The organism is Deferribacter thermophilus (genome assembly GCF_049472675.1).
Lineage (GTDB): Bacteria > Chrysiogenota > Deferribacteres > Deferribacterales > Deferribacteraceae > Deferribacter > Deferribacter thermophilus.
On the sequence record NZ_JAPNXM010000014.1, the window covers coordinates 22010 to 39468 of the forward strand.

Annotated in this window: 13 protein-coding genes; 3 read left to right on the top strand and 10 right to left on the bottom strand. The window is 33.0% G+C overall.

Annotation, left to right across the window (positions count from 1 at the left end; all coding sequences use genetic code 11):
* From OWM07_RS10375 to pckA, 5 genes are all read right to left on the bottom strand, one after another.
* Entirely contained in the window at positions 1-1065 is a 1065-nt protein-coding gene (locus OWM07_RS10375; protein ID WP_423303661.1) for a radical SAM protein, read from the bottom strand.
* A complete protein-coding gene (locus OWM07_RS10380) occupies positions 1058-1726 on the bottom strand; it encodes a PP-loop family protein (RefSeq protein ID WP_423303662.1) in 669 nt (222 codons plus the stop codon). Before OWM07_RS10380 ends, OWM07_RS10375 begins: the two co-directional genes overlap by 8 nt.
* A complete protein-coding gene (locus OWM07_RS10385; protein ID WP_423303663.1) occupies positions 1719-2117 on the bottom strand; it encodes an archease in 399 nt (132 codons plus the stop codon). The genes OWM07_RS10380 and OWM07_RS10385 overlap by 8 nt, the downstream gene beginning before the upstream one ends.
* A 7-nt stretch (positions 2118-2124) precedes the next feature.
* Positions 2125-2982, bottom strand: a complete 858-nt coding sequence (locus OWM07_RS10390; protein ID WP_423303664.1) for an energy transducer TonB — start codon at positions 2980-2982, stop codon at positions 2125-2127.
* Between the two features lie 73 nt (positions 2983-3055).
* Positions 3056-4648, bottom strand: coding sequence for a phosphoenolpyruvate carboxykinase (ATP) (gene pckA / locus OWM07_RS10395; protein ID WP_423303665.1), 1593 nt, complete (start codon positions 4646-4648; stop codon positions 3056-3058).
* Positions 4649-4711: 63 nt separating this feature from the next.
* Here pckA and OWM07_RS10400 point away from each other — a divergent pair, with 63 nt between their 5' ends.
* Positions 4712-5029, top strand: coding sequence for an HNH endonuclease (locus OWM07_RS10400; protein WP_423303675.1), 318 nt, complete (start codon positions 4712-4714; stop codon positions 5027-5029).
* Positions 5019-7634 (top strand): alanine--tRNA ligase, encoded by a 2616-nt coding sequence (alaS, locus tag OWM07_RS10405; protein ID WP_423303667.1) that lies wholly within the window; start codon positions 5019-5021, stop codon positions 7632-7634. Before OWM07_RS10400 ends, alaS begins: the two co-directional genes overlap by 11 nt.
* Before the next feature lie 214 nt (positions 7635-7848).
* On the opposite strand, the gene OWM07_RS10410 is transcribed toward alaS, so the two are convergent.
* Genes OWM07_RS10410 through OWM07_RS10430 form a run of 5 tightly spaced genes read right to left on the bottom strand, consistent with a single transcriptional unit; the run spans position 7849 to position 16106 of the window.
* Positions 7849-8778 carry an MBL fold metallo-hydrolase gene (locus tag OWM07_RS10410; RefSeq protein WP_423303668.1) on the bottom strand — a complete coding sequence of 310 codons (930 nt, stop codon included), beginning with the start codon at positions 8776-8778 and terminating at the stop codon, positions 7849-7851.
* Between the two features lie 47 nt (positions 8779-8825).
* Positions 8826-10604 (bottom strand): acyl-CoA dehydrogenase family protein, encoded by a 1779-nt coding sequence (locus OWM07_RS10415; protein ID WP_423303670.1) that lies wholly within the window; start codon positions 10602-10604, stop codon positions 8826-8828.
* A gap of 20 nt (positions 10605-10624) precedes the next feature.
* The gene (locus OWM07_RS10420) at positions 10625-11803 is read right to left on the bottom strand and encodes a thiolase family protein (RefSeq protein WP_423303671.1); all 1179 of its coding nucleotides are present in this window, start codon (positions 11801-11803) and stop codon (positions 10625-10627) included.
* A gap of 23 nt (positions 11804-11826) precedes the next feature.
* Positions 11827-14214 carry a 3-hydroxyacyl-CoA dehydrogenase/enoyl-CoA hydratase family protein gene (locus tag OWM07_RS10425; RefSeq protein WP_423303672.1) on the bottom strand — a complete coding sequence of 796 codons (2388 nt, stop codon included), beginning with the start codon at positions 14212-14214 and terminating at the stop codon, positions 11827-11829.
* Between the two features lie 59 nt (positions 14215-14273).
* A complete protein-coding gene (locus tag OWM07_RS10430; protein ID WP_423303673.1) occupies positions 14274-16106 on the bottom strand; it encodes an AMP-dependent synthetase/ligase in 1833 nt (610 codons plus the stop codon).
* 499 nt (positions 16107-16605) lie between these two features.
* On the opposite strand from OWM07_RS10430, the gene OWM07_RS10435 reads away from it, so the two are divergent.
* Positions 16606-17400, top strand: coding sequence for an OmpP1/FadL family transporter (locus OWM07_RS10435; protein WP_423303674.1), 795 nt, complete (start codon positions 16606-16608; stop codon positions 17398-17400).
* Positions 17401-17459: the final 59 nt, after the last annotated feature.

A 17459-nucleotide genomic window follows, 5' to 3' on the forward strand; every position in this document is an offset into this window, starting at 1 on the left:
TTATCCTTTAAAGTTTTCTGGTATATAATCGCAGAAAGGCTCTTCTGCCATATAATTACCTGTTACTGCGTAAGCTCTCGCTCTACAACCACCACATACGCCCAAATATTTACAGACACCACACTTTCCTTCGTACTCTTTAAAATTCCTAATATCTTGGAATAGCTTAGAATTTTCCCAAATATCTTTAAACTTTTCTTGGAAAACATTTCCAGCACTAAAAGGGAAATATGAGCAAGGGTAAACATCCCCTTTTGCACTAATAAAACAGATAGATTGAGCAGCTATACAACCTTTCCCACCGCCAGTTGAAAACTTTAAACTTCTTCTCTGAGTATCAAGCCCTTCTTTCTTACTTCTTTCATGCCATATTCTATAATATTGAGGTGCACAGGTAGGTCTTACCAAAATTTCAGCCTCTTCTCTTTCCATCTCATAATGCCAATTTAAAATATCTTCATAATCCTCTTTACTAACAAGCTCCTTCATTATCTCTTCACCCCTTCCTGTAGGCACAATGAGAAACATATACCATGCAGTAGCACCAAGCTCTTTAGCTAACTTATATGTATTCTCTATATCATGCTGATTTCTTTTGGTAAAAGAAGAGTTTATTATAAAAGGGATGTCATGCTTATTAAAAAATTCTGCTGCTCTCATAACACCTTCAAAGGCTCCTGGCTGACCCCTAAAATCATCATGAATCTCTTTTGTAGATCCATCAAGGCTCAAAGATACAATCTTTATACCGCTATCCTTAATTTTCATACAAATTTCATCATTGACTAAAACACCATTCGTAGCCATGCACATTCTAAACCCTTTTTCCGTCCCATATTTAGCTATATCAAAAACATCTTTTCTCAAAAGGGGCTCACCACCAGATAAAACAATCACAGGTGTAGCTACTTCTTTTATTTCATCTAATAACTTATAACACTTATCAAGTGTAAATAACCCTTCTGGTGAATGTATATCTGAAGAAGATCTACAATGGACACAATTTAAATTACATTTTTCAGTTATTTCCCAAGCCATCCATTTTAATTCCCATTTTTTACTCATCCTTTTCTCCATAAATTTTGTAGTTTTCGATAATATAATTTATATTTCCTACTAATTCAATATAATTAATACCCACCTGCTTAGAAACCCTCTTGACAAACCCTGTAACCATATTTTTGACAGAGCATTTATGCTCATTATCTGTAATCCCATATTTTTTCGCATATTTTTTAATGTCGTTTTTTTGTATATAAAAAAACGGTCTTAGAACAGTTACTTCGCCAAAATAATCCCTCTTTATAGGTAAAGATTCCAGTTTTTTTTGAAAAAAGAGATTCCATAAAAACCTTTCTGCAAAATCATCTGCATGATGGGCAAATAGTACATACTTACACCCAACCTCTTTTGCAAATTGAAAAATATATTTTCTCCTTATCCTTGAACAAAGATAACAATCAATAGGGAAAGATATATCCTCTTTTACTTCAACATTTATTACATCAGGTAAATTAGTTTTCAGATCCCCTGATATCCCCACATGAACAGGATAAATTTTTCCACTAAAATTATTATTCTTATAATATTCTCTTAGCAAATGATACAAAACTCCAGAATCAATACCACCAGAAATACCAACAATTAAATCTTTTCCAAGAAAAGGATATTTTTCGTCTGTTTTTAACAGACTACCAATCAACCTTTTTTCTATCTTCTTATACATCAAAAATAAAATTCCCTTCTATGAAACCTTTTTTCTCTTTAACATAAAAATTGTGTTTTGTTATTGCCTTTATCTCTAATTCTATATCATCAACATTTTTAAAAATCAAAAACAATGCCTTGCTATTTTCAATTTTTTGTAACTTAAAAATATTTTTCTTTGTAAATAAATAGAATATTAAATCTTTTAAAAGTTCATAAACAAAATTTTCCAGATTATCAATTAAATAATTCTTTTTTTCAACAATTCCCTCTTTACATTCAATTTTCTTATCAAAACATAGAAAATAAAAACCTTCTAATAAATTCTGAATAAACTCTTCTATATTTTTGCCATAAACTTTTAATCCAATATCAGCAGTGGTATCCACAATCTCATATTTTTCCATCATAAGCCACCTAATATACGAACATATAATTTAGTCTATATGAAAAATACCCTGTAACATTAAGCCTTTTTAGTCCATAAGACTCTGGTAGTGGAACGCCTTTCATGGTTTTCAATGCTCTAACAGCCTCTTTATCAAGTTCTGGATAACCGCTACTCATTATAACCCGAATATTTGTAATAGTGCCATCTTTTAATATTGTAAACTTCACTTTTACTGTTCCCTCTTCACCGTTCATAGCAGAACTTTTTGGATAATGCCATACCTGATAAAGCCTCCTCTCAAATTTTTTAAAATATGAAGCATATTTAAATTTCATCATACTTACATCAACATCATCCTCACCCTCTTTTGAGCCTTTTTCAGATGGGAATGCGTATTTTGATATTATATCTTGAGGATTCAAAATTTTTGCAATTTTATCTTTTCCAACCACTTCATTTTTTTTAGTCAATTCACTCTTTTTACCTATATTTTCATTAACAATCTTTTCTTTCTTATTTTTTTTCTCAGGTTGTTTTGATGTGATACCCTTTTGTATCTTTTCCTTAATTTCACTTTGTTTAGGAATAATTTTTCTAACTTCTTTTTTCTCTTGCTGTTTTAAAGGGGGAGACTTTTTCTTTGCAATTACTTCACCCTGTTTTTTCTCTATTTTCCCCTTTTTCTTTAAAACCTTCTCTTCTTCAGATAGTATATCAGGTTTTTTCTTTATTTCTTTATTAGAAACTGGCTTCTTTTTCTCGATTATATCCACATATAAAGGCTTTTGCTCTCTAACCGTAACTTTATTAACCTTAACAAAAATGATAACAGCTAAATGTATTAAAAAAGAAATAATTATAAAAATAAATAATTTATTATTCATGAGTCTAAATATATAGAAAATTGCAAATATATTAAGTTCAAATTAAAAAGGCTGGCATATTGCCAGCCTGACTTTATATTCTTGGTGCCCCCTTTAAAATCTCTGGATCAATATCCTTTTTATATTTCTCCATATTTTCCACAAAAGCTTTAGCTAAATTTAACTTTGTCTTATCATACTCTGCTTTATCGCTCCAGGCAAGTCTTGGATTTAAAACATCATCAGGTACTCCAGGGACACTTTTTGGAATTAAAAATCCAAAAACATTATCCTCAACAAATTCAACATCTTTTAATTTTCCATCTAGAATAGAGTTTACAATATTTCTAGTATGTTGGATTTTAAATCTTGTTCCTACACCGTAAGGCCCACCAGTTAACCCAGTATTTATCAGCCAGCAATCAACATTATACTTTACGATTTTCTCACCAAGCAACTTTGCATATACTGAAGGATGAAGTGGCATAAAAGGTGCTCCAAAACAAGCACTAAATGTGGTTTTAGGTTCTGTCACCCCTTTTTCTGTCCCTGCTACTTTTGCTGTATAACCAGAAATAAAATGATACATTGCTTGAGGAAGAGTTAATTTAACCACCGGCGGCAAAACCCCAAAGGCATCGTAAGTAAGAAAAATAATATTTTCTGGATGACCACCTTTACAATCAGAAACTATATTATTTAAATGAGTTAACGGATAGCTTGCCCTCGTGTTTTCTGTTAGTGAGTCATCATCAAGGTCAACTCTTCTTGTCCTTGAATTTATCGTTACATTTTCCAGTATTGTTCCAAACTTTCTTGTACATTCATAAATATCAGGCTCAGCTTCAGGAGATAATCTAATCACTTTTGCATAACATCCCCCCTCAATATTAAATACTCCATCATCACTCCATCCATGTTCATCATCACCTATAAGTGCTCTGTTTGGATCTGTAGATAATGTCGTCTTACCTGTTCCAGACAAACCAAAAAAAAGTGCCACATCACCTCTTTTTCCAACATTAGCTGAGCAGTGCATAGACATTACATTCTGTTTTGGTAAAAGGTAGTTCATCACAGTAAAGATAGATTTTTTTATCTCACCTGCATAACTCGTGCCACCAATTAAAACCAACCTCTTCTTAAAATTTATGATAATAAATGTTTGGGAGTTTGTCCCATCTATTTCTGGAATTGCATGAAACCTTGGCACTGCAATTACAGTAAAATCAGGCTCAAAAGTCTCAAGTTTTTTCAAGTCTAATACTTTTATAAACATATTCCTTGCAAAAAGATTATGCCAAGCTGTTTCTGTAATCACTCTAACTTTTATTCGATATTTTTCATCAGCCCCTGCATAACACTCCTGGACATAAACTTCCTTATTTTGCAAATATGCCTGTAATCTATGATATAATCTCTCAAAATTCTCTTCACTAATTGGTTTATTACTATTATTCCAATAAATATCGTTTTCTACATCTTCTGTTTTTACAATAAACTTATCATTTGGAGACCTTCCAGTATGATGACCAGTCCTAACCACTAAAGGACCCAAATGCGCTATCAAACCTTCTCTTCTCCTAACCGCTTCCTCATAAAGTTGAGGTGTAGTAAGGTTCCAAAAAATTCTTGAAAGGTTAACTAAACCATGCTCTTCCAAACCTGAATACTCAGTTTTCTTCATAATATCCCCCTGCACATTTTTGTTGAAATATAACAGTTTTAAACTATAATCAGAAAAATGGAAATGGACAACAGTTTTTTTATAATAGAAGTAGACGAAAAATTTATAAAAAGAGAAAAACAAAAAGCTAGAGAACTGAGAAAAAAGCAATGGTGGAAAAATAAATTAGCAGAGGGGAAATGTTATTACTGCGGAAAATCTTTTTCACCAAAAGAACTTACAATGGATCACATTGTCCCAATAATTAGAGGTGGGAAAACAACCAAAGGGAATGTGGTGCCAGCTTGCAAAGATTGTAACAATAAAAAGAAATATATGCTACCAATTGAGTGGACTGAATATTTAAACAAACTTAAAAATGGAGAGGGAAATGACAGGTAAAGAGATTCGTGAAAAATTCTTAAAATACTTTGAAAGTAAAGGTCATACAAGAGTTCCATCTTCATCACTTGTACCTCACAATGACCCTACTTTACTTTTTACAAATGCAGGGATGAACCAATTTAAAGATGTTTTTTTAGGCAGAGAAAAAAGGGATTATACCAGAGCATGTTCCTGTCAAAAAGTTGTAAGAGCAGGGGGGAAACACAACGACTTAGAAAATGTTGGTAGAACAGCAAGACACCACACATTTTTTGAGATGTTAGGTAACTTCTCCTTTGGCGATTACTTTAAAAAAGAAGCGATCGAATACACTTGGGAATTTCTTACAAATGAGCTAAATCTCCCAGCAGATAAATTATATATTACTGTTTACAAAGATGATGATGAAGCTTTTGAAATATGGAATAAACATATAGGTGTTCCTGCAGATAGAATATACAGAATGGATGAAAAAGATAATTTTTGGGCAATGGGTGATACTGGTCCATGCGGGCCATGCTCTGAGATTTTGATAGATCAGGGTCCAGAAATTGGATGTGGAAGGGTAGATTGTGACCCATACTGTGATTGTGATAGACATCTTGAATTATGGAATTTAGTTTTTATGCAATACAATAGAGATGAAAGTGGAAAATTAAACCCATTACCAAAACCAAGTATAGATACTGGGATGGGGCTTGAAAGAATCACTGCTGTAGTTCAAAAAGTCCCAAGCAATTTTGATACAGACCTCATTAAACCCATTATTGAATATGCAGCTAAATTATCCAATAAAAATTATGGTGATAATGAAAAAGATGACACTTCATTAAGAGTCATTGCTGACCATGCAAGGGCAACAACTTTTCTAATTTCTGATGGTGTGTTACCTTCAAACGAAGGTAGGGGTTATGTTTTAAGAAGAATAATGAGAAGAGCAATGAGACATGGCAAAATGCTCGGATTTAAAGAGCCTTTTTTCTATCAAGTTTGTGAGTTTGTTAGTGATTTCATGAGTGACCCTTACATAGAATTGATGGATAAAAAAAGCTATGTTTCAAAAGTAGTAAAATTTGAAGAAGAAAGATTTAACAAAACACTGGAAACAGGCTTAAAAATAGCTGAAGAACTTTTAGAAAAATATAGGGAAAATAAGGAAATTCCTGGTTTTGAAATATTTAGACTTTATGACACTTACGGTTTCCCAGTAGATTTACTTCAGGATATTATGGAAGATAATGGTTATAAACTTGATCTTGTTGGCTTTGATGAAGAGATGAAAAAACAGCAAGAAAGAGCAAAACAAGCTTGGGCTGGTAGTGGGGAATCATTCATCGCAGATATTTACAAAAAGTTAGAAAACCAGTTCAAAACAGAATTTATTGGTTATGAAAATACAAATTCAGAAAGTAGTGTCCTTGCCATCGTTAAAGATGATAATGAAACTCAAGAAATATCAGAAAGTAGTGAATTTGAATTGATTTTAGACCAAACCCCATTTTATCCAGAAAGTGGTGGTCAGGTTGGAGATACTGGTAAAATTTATAATGAAAACTGCAACATAGAAGTATTAGATTGTAAAAAGGTGGGAAATTTAATTATTCATAAATGTAAACTTTTAAATGGTAAAGTTAAAAAAGGTGATAAAGTAACAGCAGTAATCGATGTAGAAAAAAGAAAGAATACAGAAAGAAACCACACAGCTACACACCTTTTACATAAAGCTCTACAAATGGTACTTGGTGATCATGTAAGACAGGCTGGTTCACTTGTTGCACCAGATAGATTGAGATTTGACTTTACCCATTTTGCACCAGTAGATGATGAAGAGATTAAGAAAATAGAACTCCTTGTAAATGAAAATATAATTAAAAATATAGAAGTAACTAAAACTATAAAACCCATCGAAGAGGCAATTAAAGAAGGGGCAATGGCACTTTTTGGTGAAAAATATGACAAAGAGGTAAGAGTTGTAGAAGTACCAGGATTTAGCAAAGAGCTATGTGGTGGATGCCATGTGGAAAGAACTGGGGATATAGGTTTATTTAAAATAGTAAGTGAAGCAAGTGTTGCTGCTGGAATCAGAAGGATAGAAGCAGTTACTGGATTAGAAGCTGTAAAATTCACTCAAGAAATTAATAGTATTGCCAAGAAAAGTGCACTATTACTTAAATCAAATATTAACGATGTACCTTCTAAAATCACTGAACTTCAAGAACAACTAAAAAATACACAAAAAGAATTAAGCAAACTGCAAGACAAATTAAATGCAAGTAAAGCTGAAGATATTTTATCAAATGTAAAAGAAATTAATGGCGTTAAAGTGTTAGCTGTCAAAATGGACAACACAGAGATTAATGCACTTAGAAACTTTGTTGACATGGCAAAAGCAAAGATCAAATCTGGAATTGTGCTTGTTGGCTCAGTAAATGGTGATAAAGTAACATTTTTATGCGGTGTTACTAAAGATTTAACATCAAAATACAAAGCTGGAGATATCGTCAAAGAGATAGCAAAAATTACTGGTGGTGGCGGTGGTGGTAAACCAGAGTTGGCTCAAGCTGGCGGTAAAAATCCAGAAAAAATCGATGAAGCATTAAACCATATTTATAGTATCTTATAAATTTTGAGCACCTTATCTAAGGTGCTCTTACATTATAAACAATAAATTATAAATAAGAATATTTGCACGATAAAATGAACTTTAGTTCTACAGATTGCTTCATCGCTTACGCTCCTCGCAACGACTGGAAATCTGTCATTGCGAGCGTTAGCGAAGCAATCTAAAGCTACTTTAGTTTCGAAAATTATATTATTATTCAAATATCTCTAAATACTTAAAAGCAGATTCTAAAAGGGATACCTATTCTTTGTAGAGATTCTTGAAGTTTTGTAGGATTTTTGTAAAAATCGTAGAAAAATAATATTTCAGAAAGTTTTATATAAGTTTTAAAAGGATCTATTAAAAAATCACCCACTAACGATTTTAAAGCTCCCAAAATATCATCATTAGCTAAAAATTTTTTAATATTATTCAATCTTTCACACATCTTTTTAACATAAAATTCTACTCGTTCATTTACGCTATCAATATACTCCCTATGCCCAGGTAAAAATTTATAATTTTCCTCTATTCTTTTCATTTTCAAAATTGTATCACAAAATGCTGAATAATTATCAAACTTTCTATCTTGAAAATCTGCATCAATATCTAAAAGTGGAGTCTGAAAAATACCTCTTAAAAAAACATCACCTGTTATAGCAAATCCATCTAGTAAATAAACAATATCGCTTTGCGAATGACCTGGACATCTAATATATGCAATATCAAGACTCTTTAAAATACCCTTTGACTCTTCCAAAACATTTAAACTATCTGGCACAGGAACTTCTTTCGAAAAACTAATCAAAGTTTTAATAACACCATCAATTGCGGACTGCTCCATATTGATACCTTTAAGAATCTTTTCCATCATTTTGATTCTATAATCAAGGTTTTTAAGCCTAAACAAATCATATTTTGATACAAAAATCTCTGCATCTGTATTTTCTTTTAAAAATTGAATTAAACCGTAATGATCTGCATGACAGTGAGTTATAAACACATATTTAAGTCTGCTAAAATCTACCGTTTTTTTTAAAAATTCTTTTGCCAAAGAAGTATTAGGCCCAGTATCAAATAAAACTAAAAAATTATTATAATCTTTTACATAAAAATGGACAGGCCCCACAGGATATGGTGTATCAACTGTATATTGATTAACCACTTTTTAACCCTCTATTGAAAAAAAAAGGGGCTTATAAAAGCCCCAATTTAGAATATGTATTTTTCTGCTTCAATTGCTTCATCAGCTAATAATCTCTTAGACTGAAGCAATCCAGTTGCATCATATTTAGTAAATCTTCTAATACCACTTAAAATCATCATTAAATTATCACCCTCTTCAGTGAAGAAGGCAGCTTTTCTAGCAGCTTTTGCTACTGCTTCTACTGCATCAAAAGTAAATACTTTAACTGCAGCTTCCATCAATTTAGCTTTCTTTTCACTTACTCTACCAATATTCTTTTCAGCCCTTAAAAGAGCACTTTCTATTGCAAAAATTTGAATAGCAATATCAGCTAATGCAATTAATAGCTCCTGTTGATGAACAAGCTTATCCATATACTTTTGAGCAGCAGCGCCAGCTACCACCAAGAAAAGTGTTTTAAGATTTTGCAATGTGTATTTCTCTTGAGCAAAAGGCACTGAATCATCAATTTCATCAAAAGATGGAGTCATAAGAGCATCTACCGCTTTCATAGCCTCTTGCTGGAAAGGTAATTCCCCTTTCATTGCTCTTCTCATCAGCATACCAGGGATTAACAATCTGTTAATTTCGTTTGTACCTTCAAAAATTCTGTTAATCCTTTCGTCTCTATAAAATCTCTCTGCAGGATACTCTTGTATGAAACCGTAACCACCAAAAATCTGTACAACTTCATCAACAACTTTAGCCAAAACTTCAGAAGGGAAAACTTTTGTGATAGAGCACTCTATTGCATACTCTTCAATAGCTTTCTGATATAATTCATAATAATTTTCTGCAGACTTATCAATAGTAGCCAGTCTATCATCAATCAAACCTGCAAGTCTATAAATAGTTGATTCTGCAGCGAAGATATGAGCAACCATATCAGAAATTTTTTCCTTTATAGCCCCAAAACTACTTATCTGTTTTCCAAACTGCTTTCTTTCATTTGCATATTTAATACCTTCAGATAATGCATATTTTGCAGCACCTGTAACAGCTGCACCAAGCTTAAACCTACCAACATTTAAAACATTGAAAGCAATTTTATGCCCTTTACCAATCTCACCTAATACATTTTCAACAGGAACTTTACAATTATTTAAAATAACCTGGCGAGTTGAAGAACCTTTTATCCCCATCTTCTTTTCTTCAGGACCAAGCTCTAAACCTTCAAAGGTTCTTTCAACCAAAAACGCAGTGAAATGCTCTTTATCTATTTTCGCAAAAACAGTAAAAAGATCTGCAAAGCCAGCATTTGTGATAAACTGTTTTGTACCATTTAAAATATAATATTTACCATCTTCACTTAAAGTGGCAGTTGCTTTTGCTCCAAGAGCATCACTACCTGAACCTGGCTCTGTCAAACAATAAGCTGCAATCCATTCTCCAGTGATAATCTTTTCAAGATATTTTTCTTTCTGCTCTTTAGTCCCATAATAAACAAGTGGTAAAGTACCAATCCCAGTATGAGCTGCATAAGCAACTGAAAATGAACCAGAAGGAGCAATTTTTTCAGCCACAAGCATGCTTGTTGCTTTATCAAGATCAAGACCACCATACTCTTCTGGTGCGTCTATCATTAAAAGTCCTAACTCACCACATTTTTTCATGTGTTTTACAACTAAATCGAAATTCTGATTATCAATCTCTTCTAAATCAGGTAATACCTCATTTTGCACAAACTGCTCAGTTGTTTCAGCAATCTGTTTTTGCTCATCAGTAAAATCTTCAGGCGTAAAAACATCATCTTTAGTAACTTCTGTTATTAAATATTCTGCTCCTTTAAATAACCTCTTAGCCATATTCCACTCCCTCTATATTTTTATTTTACAATTTCAAAAATTCCGGCAGCACCCATACCGCCACCTATACACATAGATACCATACCATATTTTACATCTCTTCTGTGCATTTCATGAAGCAATGTAGCAGTAAGCTTTGCACCAGTACACCCTAATGGGTGACCGAGAGCTATTGCACCACCATTAACATTAACTATATCTTTATTTAAACCTAGCTCTTTAATGACTGCCAATGATTGTGCTGCAAAAGCCTCATTTAATTCAATCAAACCTATATCTTTGAGCTCAAGACCAGCATATTTTAATGCAGCAGGAATTGCAGCAACTGGCCCAATCCCCATAATTTCTGGAGCTACACCTTTAGCTGCAAAAGCTACAAATCTTGCGAGCGGTTTAGCACCTATCTTTTTTAAGTAATCTTCGCTAACTACTAAAACTGCAGCAGCTCCATCTGTCATCTGTGAAGAATTACCAGCAGTTACTGTACCATTTGCTCTAAAAACAGGCTTTAATTTAGCCAACCCTTCGATTGTAGTACCAGGTCTTACACCATCATCTATATCCACAACCTCTTTAGTCTTAACTACCTTGTTCTTTTCATCAACAGCAGTATGCTCAACCTCTACAGGGATTATTTCATCTTTAAATTTACCTTCTTTAATAGCAGCTGCAGCTCTCATGTGACTAGTATATGCAAATTCATCCTGCTCCTCTCTACTGATACCATATTTTTCAGCAACAAGCTCAGCTGTAATACCCATAGAAGCATAAGTTTCAGGCCAGCTTGATACCAAATCAGGGTTAGCACTATATTTATTCCCACCCATAGGAACCATAGTCATAGACTCTGTACCACCTGCAATTATACAGTCAGCAAAACCAGCCATGATTCTTTCTGCTGCAATTGCAATAGTTTGTAAGCCACTTGAACAAAATCTATTAATTGTCATCGCAGGAACTTCAATGGGTAAACCTGCTTTGAAAGATGCCACACGAGCCACATTCATCCCCTGCTCACCTTCAGGGAAAGCACAGCCAATAAGAACATCATCTATATCTTTGGCATCAATACCTGTTCTTTCCACAAGCCCTTTAATTGCTGCAGCAGCCAAATCATCTGGCCTCATATCTTTAAATTTACCTTTTTTAGCCTTACATCCTGGTGTTCTGTATGCGGCTAATATATATGCTTTTCTCATTTTTATTCCTCCATCAATCTATTTTAATTTCTTAAAGGTTTACCTTTTTTAAGCATGTGCTGAATTCTTTCTACAGTCTTCTTCTGTGAGCAGAGCTTAACAAAAGCATCCCTTTCAAGTTTTAGTAAGTACTCTTCTGTAATAGGTGTTCCAGGATTTACATCTCCTCCAGTAATCACATCAGCTATTATGCCACCAAGATATTCTTCATACTCAGTTATAAATCCACCCATTTTCATATTCCATAATTGTGATTTGATACTTGCAGCCACACTCCTACCAGGTGCTTTTAAGTTTTTAAGTGGGGTTTTAGGTCTATAATTTTGAGCAAGATCCAATACTTTCATTTTAGCATCATAAATCAGATTATCTATATTCATAGTTACTGTATCGCCATCAGTTAAGTATCCTAAGTCGTATAACTCATAAGCACCCATTGATACTTTAGCCATTGCAATATTCATAAAGTTTTTGAAAATAAAAGGTGAAACATCAGTATTATACCTTTCAGCAAGTTTTATTGCTCTAATAGCCATCTCTTTTGTACCACCCCCAGCTGGAAGTAAGCCAACACCTATTTCTACAAGCCCCATATATGTTTCTGCATGAGCAACCCTTGCATCAGCATGTAAGCAAAACTCACATCCACCACCAAGTGCCATTTGGAAAGGTGCAGCCACAACAGGAACTTTGGAATATTTAATAGCCATTGCAGCATCTTGGAAAGCTTTTACCATCATATAAATATCGTCAAATGCTCCTTCTGCAATAGCAACAGCAAGCATAGCAAGGTTTGCACCAACACTAAATTGTTTACCCTGATTTGCAAGAACAAGACCTACACCATTTTCCTCAACATACTGTATAGATTTCTTAACCATAGAGAGAATATCGCCACTTATAGAGTTCATCTTTGTGTGAAACTCAAGACAATATACACCATCCCCAAGATCTATCAGTGAAGCGCCTTTATTAGACTCAACAACTTTTCCTGCATTTTTCAATAATGCAAGATTTATAGTTTTTTCATCGGTTGGAACTGGTTTATACTCACCAGCTAAAATGTCGTAGTAGTATCTTACACCATTTTCAACTTTATAAAATCTTTCTATAGATTTAAGTTTTTCAGGTACTTTTACCCCTTCTTTCTCTGCTCTTTCAACAAAATATTTAACACCAATAGCATCAAAAATTTCAAATGGGCCAAGCTCCCAGTTATAGCCCCATTTCATTGCATTATCTACATTTACAATATCATCAGCTATTTCTGGAATTCTATTAAATGTATATATCAATGTGTCTCTAAGGATTCTCCAAGTAAACTCTGATGCCTTATCATTACCTGTGACAACAGTTTTTATCCTTGTAGCTACATCATCAATCTGTTTTGTAGCTTGCACAGAAGCAAATTTAGGTTTCACCGCCTCTTTATACTCACCTGTATTTATGTCATAATAATAAGTTTTTCTACCTTCTGCAGTTTTTTCTTTTTTATAAAAACCTTGCTTTGTTTTATTACCATGCAACCCCTTTTTAACCATCTCTTCTAAAAATTCAGGTACTTTATAAATTTCTCTCTCTTCGTCATCTTTTAAAAGGTTATATGTATTATGACCTATATGAACGATGGTATCTATACCAACAAGGTCAGCTAGCTTAAATATTGCTGTTTTAGGCATACCAATAGCAGGACCTGCTGCCACATCAGCTTCTTCCACTGTCATATCAAGAGCTTTTAAATGTTTAAAAGCAGAATACATTACGTAAACGCCAATTCTATTACCAATAAAATTAGGAGTATCTTTGGCATAAACGATACCTTTACCTAAACGTTTACTGATAAAATCAGCCATAAAAGAAACAATTTCTGGATCTGTATATTTAGAAGGAACGATCTCCATCAACCTCATATATCTAGGAGGGTTAAAGAAATGCGTCACTAAAAAGTTCTTTTTCATGTCATCTGGCAACACTTCCGCCATTTCATTAACTGATAGACCACTTGTGTTTGTTGATAAAATTGCACCCTTTTTAAAATTAGGAACAACTTTTTCTGACAATAGCTTCTTCTTAATATTCATATTTTCTACAACAACTTCTATAACCCAATCACAATCTGAAATCTTGTGCATATCATCTTCAAAATTGCCAACAGTTATAAGATCTGCAAACTCTTTTAAATAAAAAGCTGCAGGTTTCATATTTAAAGCATTTTGCAAACCATTCCTAGCTATCCTATCACGAACTACCTTATCCTCTAATGTTAAACCTTTGGCTTTTTCTTCCTCAGTAAGTTCTCTTGGTACAATATCAAGTAAAACTACTTCAACCCCTGCATTTGCCAAATGAGCGGCAATTGTTGCCCCCATCACGCCAGCACCCAAAACGGCTGCTTTTTTAATTTGTCTCATCACTTCCTCCTGACTAATCATTCATTTTATTACAAACGACTTTATAACATATTTTTCCTTTACGTGCAAGTAAAACAATCACCATTTTCAGAATATAAACACTCTATCTTATCTTTGTATTTTTCATAAATCACTCTTCTTTTTAGCTTTAAAGTTGGTGTTAATTCGCCACCTTCAATTGTAAAATCTACTGGCACTAAAGAAAACTTTTTGATTGTTTCATATTTTGGTAACTTTTTATTAATTTCTTCCACTCTTTCTTTAAAAAGTTTAATGATCTTCTCGTTTGCAAGCAAGTCACTCATATCAATATATTCGATATGATGATCTCTTGCATACTCAATAACTCTTTCAAAGTTTGGCACTAAAAGTGCGACAAGATATGGCTTTCTATCTCCATACACAAAAGCTTGAGAAATATATTTATCAAGTTTTAATTCGTTTTCTATTGGCTGTGGTGGAATATTTTTTCCGCCAGCAGTAATTATAAGCTCTTTCTTTCTGTCCACTATATACAAAAATCCATCTTCATCTATTTTACCTATATCACCTGTTCTAAACCAACCATCTTCGTCTAACACCTCTTTTGTAGCTTCTTCATTCTTATAGTACCCCTTCATAATCATCGGGCCTTTAAGTAATATTTCACCATCTTCATCAAGCTTTGCATAAGTATGCTCAAACATTGTACCTACAGATCCAAAACGCACCTTTTTAAATGTATTAATACAAACACCTGGACTGGTCTCTGTTAAACCATACCCTTCAAAAATTGGTAACCCAAGAACCCAGAAAAATTCATTTATATTCTTATCAAGAGGAGCACCACCTGAAACAAAACCTTTTATATTGCCACCAAATCTTTCTCTAATCTTAGAAAAAATTAACTTATCAAAAATTTTGTATTTGAAACCTAAAAAGCCTGTAGGCTCATTTTTAATATATTTTTTCTCTACATAAGCCTTTCCAATTTCTACAGCTTTGTGAAACAGGGTCTTTTTCAAACCAGTTAAAGCGTGAACATTTTCATATATTCTTGAATACATCTTTTCAAAAAGCCTTGGTACACTTACCATCCAGGTAGGTTTTACTTCAACCATATTCTCAGGTACCTTTTCAATACTTTCTGCAAAAACCATCTGGCAACCATTATATATAGGGATATAATAGCCAACTGCTCTTTCTAAAGCATGACTCAATGGTAAGAAGCTCAAAAACTTATCTTCTGGCTGCAAAACTTCAACTTTCTTAGTACCTAATATTATTTCTGATACGAAATTATAATGAGTCAACATAACACCTTTAGGAACACCGGTAGTCCCTGAAGTATAAATTATGGTAGCAAGGTCTTCAGGCTTTATACTATCAATAACCTCTTCTATCTCTTTCTTTTCATCTTCTGTTAAAGGGACAGAAACTTCAGCCAATTGTAGATGAGTATTCACTGGAAAATCTTTATTACCTAAAAACCTATCAAAAGATATAATGTGCTCTACATGAGGTATTTCATCCTTTATCTGTACCAATTTATCATATTGAACTTTATTTGAAATGAACACAATACGGGACTCCGAATGGTTTAAAACATATTTTACCTGATCAGGAGTATTGGTAGCATAAATAGGTACAGTTATAGCACCAGCTGACAATATCCCCATATCAGCAATAACCCAACCAGGCCTATTTTCTGATAGTATGGCAACTCTATCACCTGGTTTTATTCCAAGCTTTCTCAAACCACGAGCTACCATCAATGCCAATTCATAAAATCTTGCATAAGTAACATTTACCCACTTACCTGATCTCTTGTAACCCAAGGCAGGCCTATCTGAATATTTCACAGCATTATGTTTTAAAATCTCTGGAACCGATTTAAATGGCCATTTAAGCATAATCCCTCCCATTGAATAACTATTCAACTTTACTAATAACACATTTAACGTAAATGTCAAGCTTTTTAAAATATTATTTTAAATTTAGCGAAATTTTGTTCATAGAAAAACATCTTTTCTAGTTTAGTTTTTCAAAATTAAAACAAAATAGCATATATTCAGCATTTTAAAAACATAGTTAAAAAATTATACCTTCAATAAAACAAAAAGATATTCCAAAAAACAAATTATCCTAAAAAATACCCCCAACAAAAATTCGAAATTACCTTAAATTACATACACTAGTAAAACTACTAAACTAATCATTAACAAATCTATCTTATGTAAAAATAGAATTATTTTTTACATTTTACACAACCATTAACACAAATTTTAACTCTTTTTATCATTTACTTACAAACATTTCCTTTTTATAGATACCTATTTTTCTATACATTTTAATTGACTATTCAAAAAAAATATAATATTGTTTGCATATAATCTTATAAAAGGAGGTTTTATGAAAAGTTATGTATCATCTTTTTTAAAGCTCTTTGTAATACTACTATTTCCTGTCTTACTTTATGCTAACGGTTTCCAAATTAATGAGCAAGGGGCAAAAGCCCTTGGCATGGGTGGTGCATTTGTTGCACAAGCTGACGATCCTTCTGCAGTATATTTCAACCCTGCAGGTATTACACAATTAGAAAGGATGCAATTATCGTTAGGTTTCTCGCCAATTCATCCTTATGCAACATTTGAAAGTGATTCAACAGGTCAATCTACAGATGCAAAAGACAAAACATTTTACATTCCTAATTTTTACGCTACACTGCAAACAACTGATAAGATATGGGTAGGATTAGGTGTTTTTTCAAATTTTGGTCTTGCTACCGAATGGCCAGACAACTGGAAAGGAAGATATATAGTTGGTGGGACAAAAGCAGAAGTTGTAACATTAACTATAAATCCAAATATTGCTTACAAGATAAATGATAAACTAAGTATTGCAGCAGGAATAGATATTCAGAGGATGGATGTAACTCTAGAGAACAAAATATGGCAAGGTTTTCATGGTGTTGGAGTAGAAGATGCAAATTCTGAATTAAAAGGGACTGATGACTGGGCTTATGGTTGGAACGTGGCATTACATTATAAAATAACTGAAAATTGGAAGTTTGGAATGTCATACAGAAGTAAAATAAAACATGAATTTAAAGATGGTACACATAATCTCGACCATCTTTTTACTGGAACTACATATATTGATTACCAAAGAACTGGTTCTACAAATATAAAGGGTGTTGCACAGTAAAATTTATATAACATATTGATATTTAATCTATTTTCTGCTAAATTATGCTTAATTTTTAA